18 protein-coding genes and 1 pseudogene are annotated in these 20,615 nt (G+C 63.5%); 8 read left to right on the top strand and 11 right to left on the bottom strand.

The features are described from left to right. Positions 1-168 precede the first annotated feature (168 nt). A complete protein-coding gene (locus NKJ88_RS19075) occupies positions 169-4,959 on the bottom strand; it encodes an NAD-glutamate dehydrogenase (protein WP_352445048.1) in 4,791 nt (1,596 codons plus the stop codon). Between the two features lie 131 nt (positions 4,960-5,090). Between NKJ88_RS19075 and NKJ88_RS19070 the strand changes: the two genes are divergently transcribed. The 3 genes from NKJ88_RS19070 (at position 5,091) to NKJ88_RS19060 (ending at position 7,120) form a co-directional block, all read left to right on the top strand. Beyond that, complete coding sequence (locus NKJ88_RS19070; protein WP_352445046.1) at positions 5,091-5,654, top strand: peroxidase-related enzyme; 564 nt, start codon at positions 5,091-5,093, stop codon at positions 5,652-5,654. 7 nt (positions 5,655-5,661) lie between these two features. Then, positions 5,662-6,612 (top strand): hypothetical protein, encoded by a 951-nt coding sequence (locus NKJ88_RS19065; protein ID WP_155923290.1) that lies wholly within the window; start codon positions 5,662-5,664, stop codon positions 6,610-6,612. A 67-nt stretch (positions 6,613-6,679) separates the two neighbouring features. Continuing rightward, positions 6,680-7,120: a hypothetical protein gene (locus tag NKJ88_RS19060; protein WP_023817142.1), complete on the top strand. Its 441-nt coding sequence runs from the start codon at positions 6,680-6,682 to the stop codon at positions 7,118-7,120. Between the two features lie 24 nt (positions 7,121-7,144). Here the strand turns inward: NKJ88_RS19060 and NKJ88_RS19055 are convergent, their stop codons facing one another. Beyond that, positions 7,145-7,759 (bottom strand): LysE family translocator, encoded by a 615-nt coding sequence (locus NKJ88_RS19055; RefSeq protein ID WP_023824313.1) that lies wholly within the window; start codon positions 7,757-7,759, stop codon positions 7,145-7,147. 142 nt (positions 7,760-7,901) lie between these two features. On the opposite strand from NKJ88_RS19055, the gene NKJ88_RS19050 reads away from it, so the two are divergent. Beyond that, a complete protein-coding gene (locus NKJ88_RS19050; protein WP_023824314.1) occupies positions 7,902-8,936 on the top strand; it encodes an L-idonate 5-dehydrogenase in 1,035 nt (344 codons plus the stop codon). Positions 8,937-9,276: 340 nt separating this feature from the next. Then, on the top strand, positions 9,277-9,906 hold the full coding sequence (locus NKJ88_RS19045; RefSeq protein ID WP_023824315.1) for a DUF1062 domain-containing protein: 630 nt from the start codon (positions 9,277-9,279) through the stop codon (positions 9,904-9,906). Positions 9,907-9,961: 55 nt separating this feature from the next. Here NKJ88_RS19045 and typA read toward each other — a convergent pair whose 3' ends face one another. Continuing rightward, positions 9,962-11,791 (bottom strand): translational GTPase TypA, encoded by a 1,830-nt coding sequence (typA, locus tag NKJ88_RS19040; protein ID WP_023681424.1) that lies wholly within the window; start codon positions 11,789-11,791, stop codon positions 9,962-9,964. A gap of 197 nt (positions 11,792-11,988) precedes the next feature. On the opposite strand from typA, the gene NKJ88_RS19035 reads away from it, so the two are divergent. Then, the gene (locus tag NKJ88_RS19035; RefSeq protein WP_245260088.1) at positions 11,989-12,267 is read left to right on the top strand and encodes a hypothetical protein; all 279 of its coding nucleotides are present in this window, start codon (positions 11,989-11,991) and stop codon (positions 12,265-12,267) included. A 100-nt stretch (positions 12,268-12,367) separates the two neighbouring features. Here the strand turns inward: NKJ88_RS19035 and NKJ88_RS19030 are convergent, their stop codons facing one another. Then, positions 12,368-13,651 (bottom strand): MFS transporter, encoded by a 1,284-nt coding sequence (locus NKJ88_RS19030; RefSeq protein WP_352445042.1) that lies wholly within the window; start codon positions 13,649-13,651, stop codon positions 12,368-12,370. Positions 13,652-13,724: 73 nt separating this feature from the next. Between NKJ88_RS19030 and NKJ88_RS19025 the strand changes: the two genes are divergently transcribed. Both NKJ88_RS19025 and NKJ88_RS19020 read left to right on the top strand, forming a co-directional pair. Further along, positions 13,725-14,342, top strand: a complete 618-nt coding sequence (locus tag NKJ88_RS19025; protein WP_023668625.1) for a TetR/AcrR family transcriptional regulator — start codon at positions 13,725-13,727, stop codon at positions 14,340-14,342. Positions 14,343-14,597: 255 nt separating this feature from the next. After that, positions 14,598-15,194, top strand: coding sequence for a hypothetical protein (locus NKJ88_RS19020; protein WP_023824316.1), 597 nt, complete (start codon positions 14,598-14,600; stop codon positions 15,192-15,194). A 227-nt stretch (positions 15,195-15,421) separates the two neighbouring features. Here NKJ88_RS19020 and ppa read toward each other — a convergent pair whose 3' ends face one another. The 7 genes and pseudogenes from ppa to NKJ88_RS18985 all read right to left on the bottom strand — a co-directional run bounded on the left by ppa (position 15,422) and on the right by NKJ88_RS18985 (position 20,472). After that, positions 15,422-15,955 carry an inorganic diphosphatase gene (gene ppa, locus NKJ88_RS19015; RefSeq protein ID WP_023668623.1) on the bottom strand — a complete coding sequence of 178 codons (534 nt, stop codon included), beginning with the start codon at positions 15,953-15,955 and terminating at the stop codon, positions 15,422-15,424. A gap of 123 nt (positions 15,956-16,078) precedes the next feature. Beyond that, positions 16,079-16,585 carry a GNAT family N-acetyltransferase gene (locus NKJ88_RS19010; RefSeq protein ID WP_023824317.1) on the bottom strand — a complete coding sequence of 169 codons (507 nt, stop codon included), beginning with the start codon at positions 16,583-16,585 and terminating at the stop codon, positions 16,079-16,081. 168 nt (positions 16,586-16,753) lie between these two features. Then, complete coding sequence (locus tag NKJ88_RS19005; RefSeq protein WP_023668621.1) at positions 16,754-17,392, bottom strand: TPM domain-containing protein; 639 nt, start codon at positions 17,390-17,392, stop codon at positions 16,754-16,756. Positions 17,393-17,398: 6 nt separating this feature from the next. Continuing rightward, positions 17,399-18,289, bottom strand: a complete 891-nt coding sequence (locus tag NKJ88_RS19000) for a TPM domain-containing protein (RefSeq protein WP_023681431.1) — start codon at positions 18,287-18,289, stop codon at positions 17,399-17,401. A gap of 35 nt (positions 18,290-18,324) precedes the next feature. Beyond that, positions 18,325-18,780 (bottom strand): annotated as a pseudogene (locus tag NKJ88_RS18995) (TPM domain-containing protein); the annotation flags it as partial. 49 nt (positions 18,781-18,829) lie between these two features. Beyond that, entirely contained in the window at positions 18,830-19,600 is a 771-nt protein-coding gene (locus NKJ88_RS18990) for a TPM domain-containing protein (RefSeq protein WP_198020358.1), read from the bottom strand. Between the two features lie 239 nt (positions 19,601-19,839). Further along, the gene (locus NKJ88_RS18985; protein ID WP_023681434.1) at positions 19,840-20,472 is read right to left on the bottom strand and encodes a LemA family protein; all 633 of its coding nucleotides are present in this window, start codon (positions 20,470-20,472) and stop codon (positions 19,840-19,842) included. Between the last annotated feature and the right edge of the window lie 143 nt (positions 20,473-20,615).

Here is a 20,615-nt window from a genome sequence, read left to right as displayed (position 1 = left end):
CCCCGCGCGCCCCCCCCCCTCCCACCCCCCCCCCCCCCGCCCCCCCCCCCCCCCCGCCCCCTGGGGGGTGGGGCCCCCCCCCCCGGGGGGGGGGGCCCCGGTGCCGCACCCCCACCCCGCTGCTTCGCAGCGACCCTCCCCACAAGGGGGAGGGTAAAGTCCCGAGCCTCACATCCCCGTCAAATCGCTCATCAACCCCGAAGCCACCGACAGCCTGGACACGGTGATATCCCCGCCTTCGGTCAGCGCCTGCAGCCGCTCGCGAATGCGCGCCACGCGCTCGCCGCCGGCTTCCAGCCAGGCCGCCACAGGATCCGCCGTCCCGGCATGGCCGGCGAGAGCCGCCACCGCAATGCCGCGCCGCGCCGCGCCGATCGTGTCGGTGGCGCGCGACAGCGCCAGCTGGTCGTAATAGTCCGACGGCGTGATAGAACGCGCCGCCTCTTCGACGCGCGGAATGCGGAAGGCATCGCTGACGGCGAAGAACGCCTTGGCCGAGGCGACGACGTCGGCATTGGCCGTGCGCGCCGTCAGTGCGATGTCGGGGATCAGTCCCGCCACATCGGCCATTGCCAGCTGCCCGGCGAGCTTTTCCGGGGCGCCGGCCTTGAAGAGGCCGTGCCGCCGCTCTTCGACCCGCTCGCGCGAGAAGGCCGGTAGCAGCGAGAGCAGCTTCGGCTCCAGCGCCATGCGCGCCTCTTGCAGTTCGGCAATGCGCTGGCCGAGCGCTGCGGTGCCGGCATCGTTCTTCAGATACCAGCCGCTGGTCACGAAGATAAGCCGGCTGACGGACTGGTAGAGATCGAGCTGCGCCTGGCCGTCGATGTGGCTGTCCAGCGCATCGATCTCCTGATAGAGCGCCGGCAACGCGAAGCCGTCGCGCACCACGGCGAAGGTGCGCACCACGTCGGCCGCGCTGCGCCCCGTGGCTTCCTGCAGCCGGTTGACGAATGACGGTCCGCCGCGATTGACGAGATCGTTGGCGACGACGCGGGCGATGATTTCGCGGCGCAGCCGGTGGCCATGGATCTCGGCCGCATATTTCTTCGCCATCCGGTCAGGGAAATAGCCCATCAGGTCGCGGTCGAAATGCGCGTCGTCAGGCACGTCGCTGGCGACGATGTCGGAAAACAGCACGATCTTGGCATAGGCGAGCAGCACGCCAAGCTCCGCCCGGGTCAGCGGCTCGCCACGCGCCTCGCGCTCGGCAAGGGCGGCCGGCGACGGCAGCGTCTCGACAGCGCGGTCGAGCAGGCCCCGAGCCTCCAGCGCCGCCATGAACCGGCTCTGGTGCGCGATGTCGGCAAGGCCGCGCTTGCGGGCGATGGAGAGCGCGAGCGTCTGTTCGTAATTGTTGGACAGCACGAGGCCGGCGACCTCGCCGGTCATCTCGGCCAGCAGCTTGTTGCGCGCCGGCCGGGTCAGCGACCCCTTGCGCATGGCGGACGCCAGCGCGATCTTGATGTTGACCTCGACGTCGGAGCAGTTGACGCCGCCCGAATTGTCGATGGCGTCGGAATTGCAGCGGCCGCCATTCATGCCGAATTCGATGCGGGCGCGCTGCGTGACGCCGAGATTGGCGCCCTCGCCGATCACTTTGGCCCGGACATCGAGCGCGGTGATGCGGATGGCGTCATTGGCGCGGTCGCCGACTTCGGCATTGGTTTCGCCCGAGGCCCGTAAATACGTGCCGATGCCGCCGAACCACAGAAGGTCGACGTTCGCCTTGAGGATGGCGGTCATGATCTCGGCCGGTGTCGCGGTGGTCTTGGCGAGGCCAATCGCCGCCGCCGCTGCCGCAGGCAGCGTGATCGACTTCTGGCTGCGCGAGACGATGACGCCGCCTTCCGACAGCTTGGTCTTGTCATAGTCCTGCCAGGACGAACGCGGCAGCGCGAACATGCGCTCGCGCTCCGCCATCGACGCAACTCTGTCTGGATCGGGATCGATGAAGATGTCGCGATGGTCGAAGGCGGCGATCAGCCTGGTCTGCGGCGACAAGAGCATGCCGTTGCCGAACACGTCGCCCGACATGTCGCCGACGCCGACGACGGTGAACGGGGTGGCCTGGATGTCGCGGTTGATCTCGCGGAAATGCCGCTTGACCGCTTCCCAGGCGCCTTTGGCGGTGATGCCCATCTTCTTGTGGTCGTAACCGGCCGAGCCGCCGCTGGCGAAGGCATCGTCGAGCCAGAAACCGTGTTTCTCCGAAATGGCATTGGCGGTGTCGGAGAAGGTTGCCGTGCCCTTGTCGGCGGCGACGACAAAGTAGGGGTCGTCAGGATCGCGCCTGACGACGCCGGCTGGGGGTATGACGCCATCGAGGCCGATATTGTCTGTGATCGACAGCAGGCTGGAAACGAAATTCTTGTAGGCCGAGGTGCCGGCCTCGAAGATGGCGTCGCGGCCGGCGCTCATCGGCAGCTTCTTCGGATAGAAGCCGCCCTTGGCGCCGACCGGCACGATGACGGCGTTCTTGACCTGCTGCGCCTTGACCAGGCCGAGCACCTCGGTGCGGTAATCCTGGGCGCGGTCCGACCAGCGCAGGCCGCCGCGCGCAACCGGGCCGAAGCGCAGATGCACGCCTTCGACCTCGGAACCGTAGACGAAGATCTCGCGCCACGGCCGCGGCGCCGGCAATCCTTCGACCGCTTGCGAGTCCAGCTTGATCGCCAGTGACTGGCCCCGCGCCTTCGTTCCCGCAACGAAATGATTGGTGCGCAACGAGGCTTCGATTAGGTTGAGATAGCGGCGGATGATGGTGTCGTCATCAATGTTAGGGACTTCCTCCAGCGCGTCCTTGATCTTGGCCTTGAGGTGATTGGCGGCGATGACGCCTTCCGTCTCGGCGGTCGGGCCGAGACGAGCGACGAACAGTGCATGCAGGCCGCGCGCAATGTCGGGATAGCGGTTGAGCGCGGCCGCGATGAAATCCTGGCTCTGCGGGATACCGGCTTGCTGCAGGTAGCGGCCATAGGCGCGCAGAATGCTGACTTCGCCCGACCACAGGCCGGCGGTCTGGGCAAGCCCGTTATAGCTGTCATTGTCGATGTCGCCGCGCCAGACCGACAGGAACGCGTCCTCGAACAGCGCGCCGCCATCGCTGAGGTCGATCGGCTTGCCGTAGCTGTTCTCCAGCTCCATGTCGTGGACGAAGACGGTGTCGCCGCCGTCCTCGCAAACCTCGAAGGTGCGCTCGCTGATGACGCGGAAGCCGATGTTTTCCAGCACCGGCACGCGACGCGACAGCGCTACCGGGCTGCCGTGGTGGTAGATCTTCAGCGCTGCCTGATGGGGTTTCTGTTCGGCATGGCGGTAATAGTCGATGGCGATCGGGTTGGCGGTGCTGATGCCGGCGATGCGCCCCGCATCCTTCAGCGCGATGGCCGCGCTGAAGGAATCGCGATAGCTCTCAGGCAGACGCGCGGCGATCGCCTTCAGCGATGGATCGCCGCCGACGGCTTCCGCGGCTTCGGCCAGCGCGTCGTCCCAGGTTCGCACGATATCGCGGATCGCCGCTTCGATCGCCGCCTGCTCGACCTTCGGCGTCTTGCCGCCCGAGCGGCCGATGATGAAATGCACACGCGCCAGCCCGCCCTCCGGAAACGCCGGATAATAAGCCGACAAACGGCCCTCGAAGACGGTCTTGAGATAGGTGCCGATCTTCTCGCGCACGACGCTGTCATAGCGGTCGCGCGGCACGAAGACGAGGATCGAGACGAAGCGGTCGAACTGGTCGGCGCGCACCAGCGCCCGCACCCGCGGCCGCTCGACCAGGCCGAGAATGGCCGCGGCGTGCTTCTTCAGGATCGGCACCGGCACCTGGAACAGTTCGTCGCGCGGATAGCTCTCCAGAACGTTGATCAGTGCCTTGCCGGAATGGTCGTGCCGGTCGAAGCCGGACTTGGCGATGATGGTCTCGGCCTTTGACCTCAGATACGGGATTTTCATCACCGAGCGCGTGTAGGCAGTCGAGGTGAACAGGCCGACCATGCGCAACTCGCCGGCAAGCGTGCCCTTGGCGGTGTAGGTTTTGACGCCGATATAATCGAGATAAATGCGGCGGTGCACCAGCGACTTGGCGTTGGCCTTGGTAACGATCAGCGGCTCCGGCCCATGCAGGAAGGCGCGGATTTCGGGCGTCGTCGTCACCGCCTCGGTGCCGCGCCGGAGCACCAGCACATCCGGGTCGGCGAGGATGCCGAGACCGGGCTTGTCGGCGCGCTCCAGATTGCCGCTCTCCGTGCCGCCGGAATATTTGAACTCGCGCATGCCAAGGAAAGTGAAATTGTCGTCGCGCAGCCATTCAAGGAAGGCGATGGCCTCGGCAACGCTCTTCTTGTCGAGCGGCACGGCGGAATAGCGGAATTCGGAAATCGCCTGGTCGAGACGGGCGAGCATCGGCTTCCAGTCGCTGACGGCGGCGCGCACCTGGTTGAGCATCTTGCGCAGGCGGTCGGCCAGCGCGTCGGCCTGCTCCGCCGTCAGGCGCGGAATATGGACATGGACGACGCTCAGGCGGTCGTGATTGCCATCGTCCTTGAGGGCGCTGCCGTCGCCGAGGATCTCGTCGACGCCGGCCTTGCCGTGACGCACGACGATGACCGGATGGGTGACCAAAGTCGGTTCGCCGGCAGTTTCTGTGATCTCGCCGAGGATCGAATCGAACAGGAACGGCATGTTGTCGTTGACGACGGTGATGATCGTCATCGGGCGGCCCTCGCGGGAGACGCCCGACCCGGCATCGACGGCGACGACACTTTGGCCCTTCTTGTGGGCGGCGACCGCACGTCCTGCCAGGTCGGCGGCGCGCTCCAGGTCGGCGGCGTCATAGGCGGCAATGTCTTCGGCCGGCGCGCGGGCCAGCAGATAGTCGGCGAGCCTGGCCGGCTTCCCGTCGGGTTTCACCCCGGCATTGGCTGTTTTCTTCGGCTTAGCTGCGGATTTCACGCTCGCCATGTTGTCCTCCCGTCACATGCTTTTACGACTATGGTAGCAGATGACCGCTGTTTGGCGACAAAGGTTTGACGGCTCGATAAGAATTACAGGAATTCGACGGTCAGGCGGCGGTGAACGAAGAGGGAGACCCCATGTCCGGCAAAATCAGCGCACTTGACCTCGGTATCGCGGAACTGAGCGAGGCGACAAAAGCCTATTTCGCCAAATGCGAGGAAAAGCTCGGCCTGGTTCCCAACGTGCTTCTTGCCTATGCCTTCGACGAGAAGAAGCTGCGCGCCTTTACCGACACCTACAATGATCTGATGCTGGGTGAATCCGGCCTGTCGAAGCTGGAACGGGAGATGATCGCGGTGGTCGTGTCCTCGATCAACCACTGCTATTATTGCCTGACCGCGCATGGCGCAGCGGTGCGCCAGCTCTCCGGCGATCCGGCTCTCGGCGAGATGATGGTGATGAATTTCCGGGCCGCCAATCTTTCACCGAAGCAGACGGCGATGCTCGAATTCGCGGTCAAGCTGACGGAAGAGCCGGCAAAGATCGTCGAGGCGGACAGGGAAGCACTGCGCAACGCCGGCTTCACCAACAGCGACATCTGGGACATCGCCTCGACCGCCGCCTTCTTCAACATGTCGAACCGCGTGGCGGCGGCCATCGACATGCGGCCGAACGATGAATACCACGCCATGGCGAGGTGAGGATTAAATGGTTCGAGCTTCTATCTTTGCAGCCGCCATCGTATCGGTTTTGCTGGTAGGCCATGAAACGCATGGTGAGACAACCGCCCCCGCCGGCGCATCCATTTCCCTTCCCTACCAACCAACCGCGGGACAAGTCTGGCTTGTCGAAATAGAGCGGACGAAGACGATTGCCGATCGCGGCGTCACCTCAACGGAAAGAGGCAGGATCAGCGGTCGATATGAAGTGATAGAAAGCCGCGAAGGCGGCTATTCCTCTGCCTGGACCATTACAGAACTTAGCAGCGGGCCAGTCCCGCTTTACAATTGGGCTACCGTCTCGGCGCTTCGCGGAATGCGCATCGAGTTCGATACCGACATTCGGGGAGCGCCTGTTGCCCTGAAGGGTTGGCCAGCTGTTCGAGACGTCGTCGAGAAGGAGCTGTTCGCACTGCCCAAATACGCCAATCACGAAGCAGCTCAAAATACGATTCGTAAGTTTTTCGCGGGTCTAACTCCCGAGACGGCTGTTCCTTACTTCCTACAGGAACTTGATATCATAGCGGCCTGCCAGAACAGCGATCTACCCATAGGCAGGGAAACAGCGTCGACCGACACGACGCTAAATGAAGCCGGTGACCCCTTCGCCAATTCGCGCTCGAGTCTGCTCGTTGGCGTCGATCAGATTGCGCGGACGGCAACGTTGAAATTCCACATGACCTCGGATGCCGAGAAACTCTCCGGGGTTCTTGTCGACACGGTCGAGAAACTGAATCCAGAAACGGGTAAAACGGAGAAGCAGATCGTCCGTACCGATGCTGCGGTTCACAAATCAAACACAGCTGACTGCACGGTCGACATCGATAGCGGCGTGACCAGACATGTTTTGTACGAGGAAAAGCTTGAGGCAATTGGGCAGAACAGGACAAAGGTGTTCGGCGACATATGGAACATAACTGTTACGCCGACAGCTAAATAGAGAGTCGTAACGGCGGCCATCGATATGCGGCCGAACGAACGATATCACACCATAGACGAGGTAACTCATGACCATAGACACCTCAGGCAAATGGTGGGTTGGGAGGGAACCCACGGACATCGCAGAATACCTGGAGGGGTATGCCTCCGAAGGATATGAGGTTCACGACTTCAGGCTCGCCCGCTGCAAGTGCGGTTCCATCTCGTTTCTCCTCGATGCCGACGATGACAAGGGTGTAGCGCGACGAACATGCACAGCCGGTGGCTCCGAGCATCTTATCTGCGACAGCGAGGAATTTTGGGACGAAGCCCAGCCGGAACGATGGGCGTGCACCGAGTGCGGCTCCGAAGCTGCAAACATCGGCGTCGGGTTTTCCATCTACCCGGAACGTGGCGGCGTTCGCTGGCTTTATGTTGGCGAACGATGCGCGGCCTGTGGCGTTTTGGGATGCTTCGCCGGCTGGAAAGTAGGCACCGGCGACAGCATGGACCTGTTGGACAAAGTCTAGTTTTGAGGTGCCATAGAAAGGCGATCAGGATCGCGCCGCGATGGCTGCGGCAGCGCCGGCCATGGTCGTGGCGCTGACGCGGTTGGCGATCTTCATCGCGCGCTTGCTTTTCAACAGCTTGCGCGCCTGTGACGCCGCGACCACCCAGGCGAGATCGATGGCGATGAGCACAACCGCCATCGTCGCCGTCAGTTCGACCCAGCCGATGACGCTGACCGAAGCGAGGTCGATGATCGTCGGCAGCAGCGCCAGATAGAACATCATGATCTTGGGGTTGCCGAGCGTCACCGCCATGCCGGCAAAGAACAGCTTTATCGCCGAATCCTCGCGCGGCATCTCGCCTTCTTTCGCGTCGACAGGTGCGGTCCACATCTTCCAGGCGAGGTACGCGAGGTAAGCAACACCAACCCATTTCACGACGACGAAGGCGAAGTGAAAAGTCTGCGCCACGACCGCCAGCCCGAACACCGCCAGCGACAGCCAGATGCCCTCGCCGATCCACATGGCGAGCAGGAACGGGAATACGTCGCGAAAGCCTTTCGAGATGACGCGGGCGACAAGGGCTGCGATCGACGGGCCGGGCGAACCGGCGGCGACGAACAAAGCGGCAGCGAAGATCAGGAGCGAGGTGAGGTGCATGACGGAGCCTTCGAGCGTTGGATGGCGAAGAATATCCGATCGGTGGCGATTTGGCACCCTGCAGCCTAGTGGGCCAGCCGACGCGGCAAATTTCGGCGGTCAGACCTTGCCCGCGCTGGTGGTTTGAGAAAGGATCGCGGCCATGAAATCAATCGTCATCCACGCGGCAAAAGACCTTCGCATCGAAGAGACCGATCCCGGCGCGCCTGGCGCCGGACAGGTCGAGATATCGGTCGAGGCCGGCGGCATCTGCGGCTCGGACCTGCACTATTACAATCATGGCGGCTTCGGCGTGGTGCGCCTGCGCGAGCCGATGATCCTCGGCCATGAGGTCGCCGGCACGGTGAAGGCACTTGGCGCCGGCGTTTCCAGCCTTGTCGTCGGCGACCGCGTTGCGATTTCGCCCAGCCGGCCCTGCAATGCGTGCCGGTACTGCCTGCAGGGCGTGCAGAACCAATGCCTCAACATGCGATTCTACGGCAGCGCCATGCCGATGCCACATATACAGGGCGCCTTCCGCCAGTGCCTCGCCGCCGAGGCCTGGCAGTGCCACAAGATCGCCGACCATGTCTCCATCAACGAAGCCGCCTTTGCCGAGCCGTTCGCGGTAACGCTGCATGCCGTCAACCGCGCCGGCTCGCTGCTCGGCAAGCGGGTCTTGGTCACCGGCTGCGGGCCGATCGGTGCGCTCAGCATCCTTGCCGCACGTGTCCACGGCGCGCGTGAGATCGTCGTCACCGATGTCATGGACGCGGTTCTGGCCAAGGCCAACGAGATCGGCGCCGACCGCACCATCAATGTCGCCACAGATGCCGACAAGCTCGCTGGCTACAATGTCGAGAAGGGCAGTTTCGACGTCATGTTCGAATGCTCCGGCGATGAGCGCGCGGTGCGAGCCGGGCTCGATGTGCTGAAGCCGCGCGGGGTGCTCGTGCAGCTCGGCCTAGGCGGCGACATGTCGCTGCCTCAGAATCTCATCGTCGCCAAGGAGATCGAAATGCGCGGCTCCTTCCGTTTCCACGACGAGTTCGCGCTGGCCGTCGATCTGATCAACAACCGTCGCGTCGACGTCAAGCCGCTGCTGACCGGCATCTATCCGATGGACGAGGCGGTTGCGGCTTTCGAGATCGCCGGCGACCGCAACAAATCGATGAAGGTACAGATCGCCTTCGCCTGAGCAGGGCGAGACACCCTATGAACCTTGCCCGCTCGGCGTCTTGCCGCTAGAAGAACCGTCCCGACATTCATTTCGAGCTTCATTTTGCCTCAGTAACCGCCGGTCTCGCCAACTCCCCTGATCACACTTGGCAGGGCGCCGCATTAAGCGGTGCCTGCTCCATTTCACGTGTTCCTCAGGCGGCGGTTCGAGACCGGTTTGGCACTGCTGAACCGTTGTCGCGCGCTTTGCCGCCCGTGACAGCTGATTTCCGACATAGCTAGCTCTCGCCACGCCGTGCCCGCATGGGCATCTCGACATTGCCGACCTGAAGAACTTCCACACTGGAAGGTCTTCCGGCTTGTCCCAACATCTCGCTATCTACTGGGCAATCGCGCCCGAAATCGCGCCTCGACCCCTGGTCCACTGCAACCGCTGCAGCGCCGTGAAAGCCTATCGCTGCAGCGACAAATTCCGCGTCAACGCCAATGGCAAACGCATTGATGTCTGGCTGATCTATCGCTGCATCGACTGCGACAATTCGTGGAATTTCGGCATTTTCGAACGCTGCAACCGCCGCGACATCGAACCCGCGCTGCTGGCAGCGCTCGAAAGCAACGATCCGGCCCTCGCCCGCCGCCATGCCTTCGATGTCGTGGCGTTGCGAAACCGGGTCGGCCGCGTCGAGGAGTCTCCCGATGTCGCCGTTCACAAACACCGGCTCGGCGGCGAAGGCCGACCCGCAGCCGCGCTTGAAATCAGGCTTGGGCTGGAAATGCCGACATCGCTGCGGCTCGACCGTCTGCTCGCCGGCGAACTCGGCATCTCCCGATCAAGGCTTCAGGCGCTGGAGGAGAAACGATTGCTGGTTGTTCTTCCCGAAGGCGCCAGAGCTTTGCGCAAGCCGGCCCGCGACGGCACGGCGATTCGCATTGCCCTGGCCGACGAGCCGGATCGTGAAGCCATCATTTCGGCTGCCATGGGTGAATGACAAGAGGGGCGAAGCACCGGTGCTTCGCCCCTCTTGAATCTAGACAATCAGGCGATTACGCCGCGCCCACAACCTTGGCCGACTTCTCGAAGCGCTTGCGCTCGTTCGGGTCGAGATAGAGCTTGCGCAGGCGGATGGTCTTAGGCGTCACCTCGACCAGCTCGTCGTCCTGGATCCAGGCCAGCGCGCGCTCCAGCGTCATGCGGATCGGCGGCGTCAGCTTCACCGCCTCGTCCTTGCCGGCGGCGCGGATGTTGGTCAGCTTCTTGCCCTTCAGCACGTTCACTTCTAGGTCGTTGTCACGGCTATGGATGCCGATGATCATGCCCTGATAGACCTTGACGCCCGGGTCGATGACCATCGGGCCGCGGTCTTCGAGGTTCCACATGGCATAGGCCACTGCCTCGCCCTGTTCGTTGGAGATCAGCACGCCGTTGGTGCGGCCCGGCAGTTCGCCCTTGTAGGGCTGGTAGGCGTGGAACAGCCGGTTCATCACGGCGGTGCCGCGCGTGTCGGTCAACAGTTCCGACTGGTAGCCGATCAGTCCGCGCGTCGGCGCGTGGAAGACGATGCGCTGACGGTTGCCGCCCGAAGGCCGCAGCTCGACCATCTCGGCCTTGCGCTCCGACATCTTCTGCACGACGATGCCGGCGTGCTCCTCGTCGACGTCGATGACGACTTCCTCGACCGGCTCCAGCAATTCACCGTTCTCGCCCTTCTGCATGACGACGCGCGGACGCGACACGGCGATTTCAAAGCCTTCGCGGCGCATCGTCTCGATCAGCACGGCCAGCTGCAATTCGCCGCGGCCGGAAACGAAGAACGAATCCTTGTCGGGCGATTCCTCGATCTTGAGCGCGACATTGCCTTCGGCTTCTCGCAGCAGGCGGTCGCGGATGACGCGGCTGGTCACCTTGTCGCCTTCGGTGCCGGCGAGCGGCGAATCATTGACCAGGAAAGACATGGTGACGGTCGGCGGATCGATCGGTTGCGCATGCAACGCCTCGGTCACCGCCAGGTCGCAGAACGTGTCGGCGACAGTGCCCTTCGACAGGCCGGCAATTGCCACGATGTCACCCGCCTGCGCCTCTTCGATCGGCTGGCGCTCGAGGCCACGGAACGCGAGGATCTTGGAGATGCGCCCGGTTTCGATCTGGGTGCCGTCATGGTGGAGCACCTTGACCGCCTGGTTGGACTTCAGCGTGCCGCTCTCGATACGGCCGGTAATGATGCGGCCGAGGAATGGATTGGCTTCCAGGATGGTGCCGATCATGCGGAACGGGCCGGGATGAACGGTTGGCTCCGGCACATGCTTGATGACGAGGTCGAACAGCGGCGCCAGGCCCTGGTCCTTCGGGCCTTCCGGATTTTCCGAGACCCAGCCATCGCGGCCAGAACCGTAGAGGATCGGGAAGTCGAGCTGCTCGTCGGTGGCGTCAAGCGCTGCAAACAGGTCGAACACCTCGTTGACCACCTCGACGTGGCGGGCGTCCGGACGGTCGATCTTGTTGATGACGACGATCGGCTTCAGGCCGACCTTGAGCGCCTTGCCGACGACGAACTTGGTCTGCGGCATGGGGCCTTCGGCGGCGTCGACCAGCACGATCGCCGAATCCACCATCGACAGGATGCGCTCGACCTCACCGCCGAAATCGGCGTGGCCGGGTGTGTCGACGATGTTAATGCGGGTGTCCTTCCAGTCGACCGAGGTCGCCTTAGCCAGGATGGTGATGCCGCGTTCCTTTTCGAGGTCGTTGGAATCCATGGCGCGCTCGGCGACGCGCTGATTGTCGCGGAAGGAACCGGATTGCCGCAGCAATTGGTCGACGAGGGTGGTTTTTCCATGGTCGACGTGCGCGATGATCGCGATATTACGAATTTTCATTTTGTGGTCTCGGGAGCGTTGCAGGCAGCAGGCCAAAAGGCGCCGCCTCTTTCGGTTGGGCGGCTCATACAGGGTTTTTCGCAATTGCGAAAGAGGAGGCGCACCACCAAATACTCATCAAATCTTAAGCATCTCGGTGTGAGATGGTTTTGTTAACCAAGGCGGGAACCTTTCTGGGCCCGGGTAGTTCGAAATTCATGACCGACAAACTCAACCGATTTTGGCCCCTCATCGCTTCGGTCGCATTCGCTGCCGTGCTGGCGGCCAATGCCGCTCAATCGGCCGCCACGGTGAAGGAAGCCAATCCGGCTTCGTCGTCCGACCGGACGGCCGAGCAGATGTTTGCCGACGCCCCTGATGGCGTCGACCCAATGGTCACTGGCCCGGTCAGCGCCTCTTTCAAGCAGAGGCAGCAGGTTGCAGGTTGCGACAGCGCGGTTTGGCCGAAGATTCCGACGGTTTGCTACCCGGACTGACGGCTGCCCATTCCAGGCGTAGCGATCCTTCGCACCGACCCAAAGGCTTACGCCGACCGCACCGGATCGAGCGTCACCAGCGGGAGATTAGTACCGCGCCCTACGCCGCTTGCGGCTCCGGATCGAAAGCCGGCCTGCTCGTATTGATCAGCAGCGACAGACACGCAGCCACGATCGCCGTCATGCCGGCGATCAGGAAGGCCAGTTCGTAATTGCCCTGCAATTCGCGCATGGTGCCGCCGAAGGCAGCGGCGGTGGCGGCGCCGACCTGGTGGCCGGCTACGATCCAGCCGAACACGATCGGGCCGCTGCGGTCACCGAACGCCTCGTTGGCGAGCCTGAGCGTCGGCGGCACGGTGGCGATCCAGTCGAGACCGTAGAGCACGGCGAAGATGATCAGGCTGGTCGCCGAGAAGCCGGAATAGGGCAGATAGATCAGCGCTAGGCCGCGAATGCCGTAGTAGACGCCGAGCAGCTTGCGCGGGTCGAAACGGTCGGTGAGCCAGCCCGAGAGCGTCGTCCCGATCAGGTCGAAAATGCCCATAAGCGACAGCAGGCCCGCGGCCTGTACCTCGGGGATGCCCATGTCGCCGCAGAAGGAGATCAGATGCGTGCCGACCAGCCCGTTGGTGGTGAAGCCGCAGATGAAGAAGGTGGCGAACAGATACCAGAAGACGCGGGTGCCGGCGGCGCGGCGCAGCGTGTTGAGCGTATGCGCCAGGAAATTGCCTTGCGATGCCGGCGATACCGGCGGCACGTCATCGGCCCCGGCGCCATAGCGCACCATGCCGATCGAAGCGGGACGCTCCGGAACCAACAGCCAGACCAGCGGCAGAAGACAGGCGGTGGCGATCGAGACGGCGGTAGCGACGGGCTGCCAGCCGCCCGACTGGGCGAGCGATGCCAGCAGCGGCAGGAACACCAACAGGCCGGTGGCGCTGGAGGCAGACATCAGCCCCATCACCAAGCCGCGATTGGTCTTGAACCAGCGGTTGACGATGGTGGCGCCGAGCACGGTGGCGACCGCGCCGGAGCCGATGCCGGAAAACACGCCCCAGGTGAGGAACAGGTGCCAGGGCTCGGTCATCAGTAGGCTGAGCGCGGTCGAGCCCGACATGATCACAAGCGAGGCAAGCAGCGTGCGGCGCAAGCCGATACGCTCCATCAATGCGGCGGCAAACGGCCCGGTCAGGCCGTAAAGGAAGATGCCGATCGCAGCGGCAATCGAAACCTTATCGCGCCCCCAGCCGAAGCTTTTATCCAACGGCAGCATCATCACCGAGGGTGCGGAACGAAGCCCGGCCGCGATCAATAGGCAAAGGAAGATGACGCCAACCACGACGAAAGCGTAGCGCTGGCCAAAGGGACGGGATTGAGCTATCATGTTACTGACCGGTACGTTGCAGGGTGAGGACATGTATACGTACCGATCGGTAACACGTCAATCGAGTCATACCATGCCAACGGACAAAAATATTGAACTGACCATCAAGGACGGTCATGCAGCCGCACCGCCCAAGGCTGCCAAGAAAATCCTCGACGTGGCCTACGACCTGTTCTACCGCCGCGGCATCCGGGCGATCGGCGTCGACGAGATCGTCAAGCGCGCCGGCGTCACCAAGCCCAGCCTCTACCGCAGCTTTCCCTCCAAGGACGAGCTCGCCGCTTCCTATCTCAGGCAATATGACCGTGAGTATTGGGAGCGTTTCGACGAAGCCGTGGCTGCCCATCCCGGCGACCCACGGGCACAGCTCAGGGCTTTCCTGACTCGCGTCGGCAAGCGCACGCAAAGGCCGGACTATCGCGGCTGCGGCATGACCAACGCGGCGGTGGAATATCCCGAACATGGCCATCCGGCGCGCGTCGTCAGCGAGGCCAACAAGCAGGAGTTGCGCCACCGCCTGCGCGCGATGGCCGCAGCGATGGGCGCTAAAGACCCTGACACGCTCGGCGACGGCCTGCTGCTGTTGATCGAAGGCGCCTATATCAGTGGCCAGCTCTTCGGCCTCGGAGGCCCGGCGGCGGCGGTCGCCCACAACGCCGACCTGCTGATCGAGGCGAGCTTGAAGAAATAACATTTCGAACGTTGGCGCCGCCCCTCACCTGCCGGCATCCTTTCCCGGAAATGGGGCGAGGAACGCTCTCATCACGATTTCGCCAATTGCCAGCGTTGCAAGGTTGTCGCCAGCGGCGCAGCCGGCCACTTTCTCCCGTTCAGGGGGAGAATTGCCCGGCAGGGCGATTTGGGCGGCGCCAACGTTGAGATTGGCACGCTAGGCCGGCCGCAAATTTGGCGATAGGCTGGGGCCAACCTCAAGGGAAAAGTCCGCATGCGAACCCTGCTGCTTGTTCCATTCGCCCTCGCCGCCCTCTGCCAGGCAGCCCATGCCGATGGCATATCCAGCGTCTACACCGACCTCGACTCGCAAAAGGATTGCGTGACCTATGCGCAGGCCGAGGAAGGCGATGGCGACTGGGCCGAACTCGCCTGCTCCGGCTATCGCGGCTATCCCGTGCTGATCGCCTACGACGACGCCCGTGAATCGCTATTCTACGGGTTTCCGCCCGGCGGCGAGATGACCTCGGTCTGGGAGAGCTTTTCCGGCTTCAACTCGTCCGGCGCCAAGGTCGAATGGCGCATCGAGACCAAGGGCGACGTTGCCGTTCCCTTCGCGGTGATCCACCGCCGCTCGATCAGCAATCCCGAGGATGAGAACAAGCCGACCGAAGTGCTGCTCGTCGCCAAGGTCGCCCAGATGGAAGCCCGCGACGGCTGCACCATCGGCCTCGTGCTCGCCACCGGCAACCCTCAGGCCAACGACCAGGCGCGCAAGCTGGCGGACGAAAAGGCGAAGAGTTTCGCCTGTGGCAAGGACAAGCACGCCGTCATCGGCAACGTGCCGGCGTTTGGTCGGGTGGATAACTAGCCACGTGGGTGCAAGGCACCCCCCTCTGCCCTGCCGGGCATCTCCCCCTCAAGGGGGGAGATTGGCAGCTTCGCTGGCGGCGCTTTTCTTTCGGCGCTGAAAATTGACGAAAGCCGTTGCGACATCCGATCTCCCCCCTTGAGGGGGAGATGGCCGGCAGGCCAGAGGGGGGTGCCTCGCGCTGGCGTTTGCCGCTTACTTGAACGAGACGCAGGCCTCTCTCGGCGCTACTTCGCCGCCTTCGCCCGTGCGATCGCGTCGACGATCATCTTCTTGGCGTATTTCGAATCGTGCCAGCCTTCGATCTTGACCCATTTGCCGGGCTCGAGATCCTTGTAGTGCTCGAAGAAGTGCTGGACCTGGTCGCGGGTGATCTCGGGCAGCTGCGTGTATTCGGTGACGTTTTCGTAGCGCAGCGTCAGCTTCGGCGAGGGCACGGCAATGACCTTCTCGTCCTGGCCGGCATTGTCTTCCATCACCAGCACGCCGATCGGCCGCACATTGATGACGCAGCCCGGCACCAGCGCGCGCGTGTTGCAGACCAGCACGTCGATCGGGTCGCCGTCGCCCGACAGCGTGTGCGGCACGAAACCGTAATTGCCGGGGTAGCGCATCGACGTATGCAGGAAACGGTCGACGAACAGCGTGCCGGCCTCCTTGTCCATCTCGTACTTGATCGGCTCGCCGCCGATCGGCACCTCGATGATGACGTTGATGTCCTCGGGCGGGTTCTTTCCGATGGCAATGGCTTCGATTCGCATGGCTTAAATCCCTCTCTCGATGTCCAAGATCGATAGCGGGCGGCGCGGCATGGTGCAATGCGGCGATTGGTGCGAAGCGCTAACGGAAGCGCACGGTTTATGATGATTTGTAACCGAGGCCGGTCATTCCCAGACGAAGGCGACCTTCTTGAGCGCCCTCTGCTCGAAAATCTCGACGCCTTCGGCGACGTCACGGCCACCCGCGCCGGCATAGAAGGAAAGTGCGTTCTGGTTGTCTTCCAGCGCCCACACCACCATTCCCTTCAGCCCGTGGTCGGCAAGCCGCGCCCGCGCCGCCTTGAACAGCCGGCTGCCGAGCCCGATGCCCTGATATTCCGGACGCAGGTAAAGTTCGTAGATTTCGCCCTGTTGCTTCAGCTCGCGGGCGCGGTTCTTGCCGATCGTGGCATAGCCGGCGATGGTGCCGCCGATCTCGACCACCAGAACGGTGGCGGCGCGGCGGATGGCGTTGGCCCACCAGTCGGCGCCGCGGCGGTTGATCATCGAGGTCAGCGAGCGATGCGGGATGATGCCGGAATAGGCGCCCTCCCAGGCCAGCTGGTGCACGTCGGCAATGGCGCCGGCGTCGCGCGGTTCGGCTTTCCTGACGTCGATGCTCAGCGTATTCATGATTTGTTAACCATAAACCCGCATCGGCCATTTGCAAGACTCGAGGTCAGCCCGCCGACCGCTTTCTCACAGCCGATCGCGACACTGCTGACAATGGGCAAAGCCTGCCTGGAAAACGCGCCCAGCCGGCGCGGTCAGGCGTCCGTCCGGGTAGCGCGTGCAGGCTCTTCAGATCTCGACGAGATGATCGTCCAGCTCATTGGCGTCGCCCGACGTCACCGGGAAATGCTCGGCCAGCACCGCGCCGACCTGCCCGATCGCCTTGACGAAGCCGTCGGCGAGCCGGTCGTCACCGGCATGCTGCAGGAGATCGCGCACCACGCCGTCCCAGACATGCTGGCCGACCTTGCTGTCGATGCCCGAATCGGCGACCACTTCGGCATAACGCTCGGCGATCGACACGAAGACCAACACGCCGGTGCGCGCCGTGGTGCGGTGGACATTGCGGGCGAGGAACTGCCTGAGCGCATTGTGATGTGCCGCCTGATAACGCTGCCGGCGCGGCACCAGATGGATGCGCAAGCCCGGCAGCGCCCACAAAAGCACCAACACCGAGGCCAGTGCCAGCAGTTGGACAATGACGAAATGCGGCAGCCGGATCGACAGCCACCAGGCTTCCAGCCCATAAGCGACGGCGAGGCTGGCAATCAGCATGCCTGATGTCGCCATGAAGGCGGCGGGAAAGAAATAGCCGTCGCTGGCATGCGCAACGACGCAGTAGATCTCGCCGTCGGTTTTGGCCTCGGCCGCGCGGATCGCGGTGGCGATGCGCTCATGGTCCTGTGGGCTGATCGGTCGTGTTGCCATCTTCTCTCACCAGCTCCCTGAAGACCCGCCACCGCCAGACGAACCGCCGCCGCCTGAAAACCCGCCGCCGCTGCTTGAGCCCGAAGACCAGCTGCTGCCCGAACTTCCCGATGACCATCCGCTGCCCGACGACGAACTTGTTGTCCAGCTGCTGGAGCCCGAGGACGATCCGCTCGGCCCCTGGCCGTAGCGAAAGGTCATGCCCAGCCATTTATACACGCCCGGCGACAGCTTGGTGCCGAAGATCGGCGGCAGGAAGGCCATCGCCAGGCCGCCGAAGAACATCGCCGCCCACAGGATCAGGAAGACCGCGACGACGGGATCGATGGGCGTGCTGCGGTCGGCCGGGTTGCGCTTGCCGCGCGCCTCCAGCTCTTCCGGGTTGCCTTCCAGCACCATGACCATGTCGTCGACGGCCTTGGAAATGCCGCCGGAGAAATCACCGGCGCGGAACGCCGGCACCATGTCGTTTTCGATGATCAGTTTGGTGTGCAGGTCGGTCAGCGTGCCTTCCAGCCCGTAGCCGACCTCGATGCGCATCTTGTGGTCGTTCTTGGCCACCAGCAGAAGCACGCCGTTGTTTTCGCCGGCCTGCCCGAGTTTCCAAAAGCGGAACAGCCGGTTGGCGTAGGGTTCGATCTCCTCGCCGTCGAGGCTGTTGATCGTGGCGACGACGATCTGGTCGGAGCCTTTGGTCTCGAAATCCGCGAGCTTCTGCGTCAGTGCCGCCTTGGTCGCGGCGTCGATAATACCGGCATTGTCGACCACCCGCCCGGTGAGTGCCGGCAGGTCTGCCGCCAAAGCTACAAACAGCATGGTGAGCATCGTCAACAGCGCGATGCCGATCGTCGCGGCTGCGCGGCCAGGTCTTGGCGGATTGAAGACGCGTACTGTCATGCCGTCACCAGTTCCCCTCAACCACCATGACTGTCCTCAATCACCATGATCATGTCGTCGACCGCTTTGGAAATACCGCCGGAGAAATCCCCGGCGCGGAAGGCCGGCACCATGCCTTCAATGATCCGTGTGGCGTGCTGGTTGGTGAGCGTGGCTTCCAGCCCGTAGCCGACCTCGACGCGCATCTTGCGGTCGTTCACGGCCACCAGCAGAAGCACGCCATTGTTCTTGGCCTTCTGGCCGAGCTTCCAAGCGTTGAACAGCCGGGTGGCGTAAGGCTCGATCTCCTCGCCGTCGAGGCTGGGAACCGTCGCGACGACGATCTGGTCGGAGCCTTTGGTCTCGAAATCGGCCAGTCTTTGGGTGAGCGCCGCCTCGGTCGCGGCATCGATGATGCCTGCATTGTCGACGACACGACCGGTGAGGGCGGGCAGTTCCGCCGCCAGCGCCGCGAAGCTGACGAGCAAGACCAGCAAGGCAGCGCCGGTCATCGTGGCGAAGCGGCCATGCCAGGGATTGGCGATGCGTGTTGTCATCTCGTCACCAGCTTCCCGAGGAGCCGCCGCCGCCGGACGAACCGCCGCCGCCGGAAAAGCCGCCACCACCGCTTGAACCCGACGACCAGCCGCCCCCGCCCGAAGACCAGCCGCCGCTGGACGACCGCCGGCCCGGCTCGAATGTCATGCCGAGCCAGCGATAGCGGCCGGGACCGAGTTTTTGGCCGAAGATCGGCGGCAGGATGGAGGCGGCCATGCTGCCGAAGAAGATGATTGCCCAGATGCTGATGAAGACGCCGAAGAACAGATTGTCGGTATTGATGGGCGGCTTCTGGTTGCGCTCGCCGCGCGCCTCCAATTCCTCCGGATTGCCTTCCAGCACCATCACCATGTCGTCGACGGCCTTGGAAATGCCCCCGGAGAAATCGCCGGCGCGGAACGCCGGCACCATGTCGTTTTCGATGATCAGCTTGGTGTGCAAATCGGTCAGCGTGCCTTCCAGCCCATAGCCGACCTCGATGCGCATCTTGCGGTCGTTCGGCGCCACCAGCAGCAGCACGCCGTTGTTTTCCTTGGCCTGGCCGAGCTTCCAGAAGCGAAACAGCCGGTTGGCGTAAGGCTCGATCTCCTCGCCGTCGAGGCTGGGGATGGTGGCGACGACGATCTGGTCGGAGCCTCTGGTCTCGAAGTCGGCGAGTTTCTGGGTGAGCGCGGCTTTGGTTCCCGCGTCGATAATGCCGGCGTTATCGACGACGCGGCCGGTCAGCGCGGGGAGGTCGGCGGCGAAGGCGGTGAGGGGCAGGAAGACGGCCAGAAAGGCGAGAAGAACACCAAGGTTGGCGTTCCTTCGCGTCCCCCTCTGTCCTGCCGGACATCTCCCCCTCGAGGGGGGAGATTGGCAATCTCGCTGCCGACGCTCAGCCGGCAACGCTGATAATTGGCGCAAGGACAGAAGACAGCTGATCTCCCCCCTTGAGGGGGAGATGTCCGGCAGGACAGAGGGGGGTGTGAAGGAACGCAAGGCTGGCAAAGGCCAAGCTCACCCAGACGTCATCACCCGCCCTGCTTCGTGCCGAAATCGACCTTCGGCGGCTGCATCTTGTCTTCTTCGACGGTGAAGTTGGCGAAGGGCTCGTTGCTGCGGAACCAGAAGGTTGCCCATAGCACCGACGGAAAGGTCCTCAGCGTCAGATTGTAATCCTTGACCGCCAGGATGTAGTCGCGCCGCGCCACGGCGATACGGTTTTCGGTGCCTTCGAGCTGCGCCTGCAGCGCCAGGAAATTCTGGTTGGCCTTGAGGTCGGGATAGGCCTCCGACACCGCGATCAGCCGCGACAGCGCGCTGGTCAGCCCTGATTGCGCATCCTGGAACTTCTTGAGCGCTTCGGGGTCCTTCAGCGTTTCCGGCGTCACCGTGATCTGCGTCGCCTTGGCGCGCGCCTCGACCACCGCATCGAGCGTGTCCTTTTCATGCGAGGCATAGCCCTTCACCGTCTCGACCAAATTGGGAATGAGGTCGGACCGACGCTGATACTGGTTCAGCACCTCGCTCCATGCCGCCTTGGCGTTTTCCTCCGCCGTCGGGATGGTGTTGAAGCCGCAGCCGGCGAGCAGAGGCAGCACGACGGCCATCATCAGCACGGCCGGCAGACTGCGAAAAGGGAAGGCAAGGCGCTGGGCAAACATGGTGAGGTCCCTCGACAGAAGTTGCATGCGAAGCATTAGCACAATCCGCGCTCAAGAAAATGTCTGCCGCTGGCGCGCATTCATGCGCCGGCGAGGCCCTGTGATTGATCGCGCGAACACGGTATGGTTGCCGGCAAACAGGA

The sequence above is a fragment of the Mesorhizobium sp. M0016 genome, assembly GCF_040324035.1.
Classification (GTDB): Bacteria; Pseudomonadota; Alphaproteobacteria; order Rhizobiales; family Rhizobiaceae; genus Mesorhizobium.
This window is presented reverse-complemented; position numbering and strand designations above follow the sequence as displayed.

What these genes read in the sequence shown, in the direction of transcription:
- NKJ88_RS19075 (WP_352445048.1), bottom strand. Translation starts at nt 4,959, where the DNA reads ATGGCGAGCGTGAAATCCGCAGCTAAGCCGAAGAAAACAGCCAATGCC.
- NKJ88_RS19070 (WP_352445046.1), top strand. Translation starts at nt 5,091, where the DNA reads ATGTCCGGCAAAATCAGCGCACTTGACCTCGGTATCGCGGAACTGAGC.
- NKJ88_RS19065 (WP_155923290.1), top strand. Translation starts at nt 5,662, where the DNA reads ATGGTTCGAGCTTCTATCTTTGCAGCCGCCATCGTATCGGTTTTGCTG.
- NKJ88_RS19060 (WP_023817142.1), top strand. Translation starts at nt 6,680, where the DNA reads ATGACCATAGACACCTCAGGCAAATGGTGGGTTGGGAGGGAACCCACG.
- NKJ88_RS19055 (WP_023824313.1), bottom strand. Translation starts at nt 7,759, where the DNA reads ATGCACCTCACCTCGCTCCTGATCTTCGCTGCCGCTTTGTTCGTCGCC.
- NKJ88_RS19050 (WP_023824314.1), top strand. Translation starts at nt 7,902, where the DNA reads ATGAAATCAATCGTCATCCACGCGGCAAAAGACCTTCGCATCGAAGAG.
- typA (WP_023681424.1), bottom strand. Translation starts at nt 11,791, where the DNA reads ATGAAAATTCGTAATATCGCGATCATCGCGCACGTCGACCATGGAAAA.
- NKJ88_RS19035 (WP_245260088.1), top strand. Translation starts at nt 11,989, where the DNA reads ATGACCGACAAACTCAACCGATTTTGGCCCCTCATCGCTTCGGTCGCA.
- NKJ88_RS19030 (WP_352445042.1), bottom strand. Translation starts at nt 13,651, where the DNA reads ATGATAGCTCAATCCCGTCCCTTTGGCCAGCGCTACGCTTTCGTCGTG.
- NKJ88_RS19025 (WP_023668625.1), top strand. Translation starts at nt 13,725, where the DNA reads ATGCCAACGGACAAAAATATTGAACTGACCATCAAGGACGGTCATGCA.
- NKJ88_RS19020 (WP_023824316.1), top strand. Translation starts at nt 14,598, where the DNA reads ATGCGAACCCTGCTGCTTGTTCCATTCGCCCTCGCCGCCCTCTGCCAG.
- ppa (WP_023668623.1), bottom strand. Translation starts at nt 15,955, where the DNA reads ATGCGAATCGAAGCCATTGCCATCGGAAAGAACCCGCCCGAGGACATC.
- NKJ88_RS19010 (WP_023824317.1), bottom strand. Translation starts at nt 16,585, where the DNA reads ATGAATACGCTGAGCATCGACGTCAGGAAAGCCGAACCGCGCGACGCC.
- NKJ88_RS19005 (WP_023668621.1), bottom strand. Translation starts at nt 17,392, where the DNA reads ATGGCAACACGACCGATCAGCCCACAGGACCATGAGCGCATCGCCACC.
- NKJ88_RS19000 (WP_023681431.1), bottom strand. Translation starts at nt 18,289, where the DNA reads ATGACAGTACGCGTCTTCAATCCGCCAAGACCTGGCCGCGCAGCCGCG.
- NKJ88_RS18985 (WP_023681434.1), bottom strand. Translation starts at nt 20,472, where the DNA reads ATGTTTGCCCAGCGCCTTGCCTTCCCTTTTCGCAGTCTGCCGGCCGTG.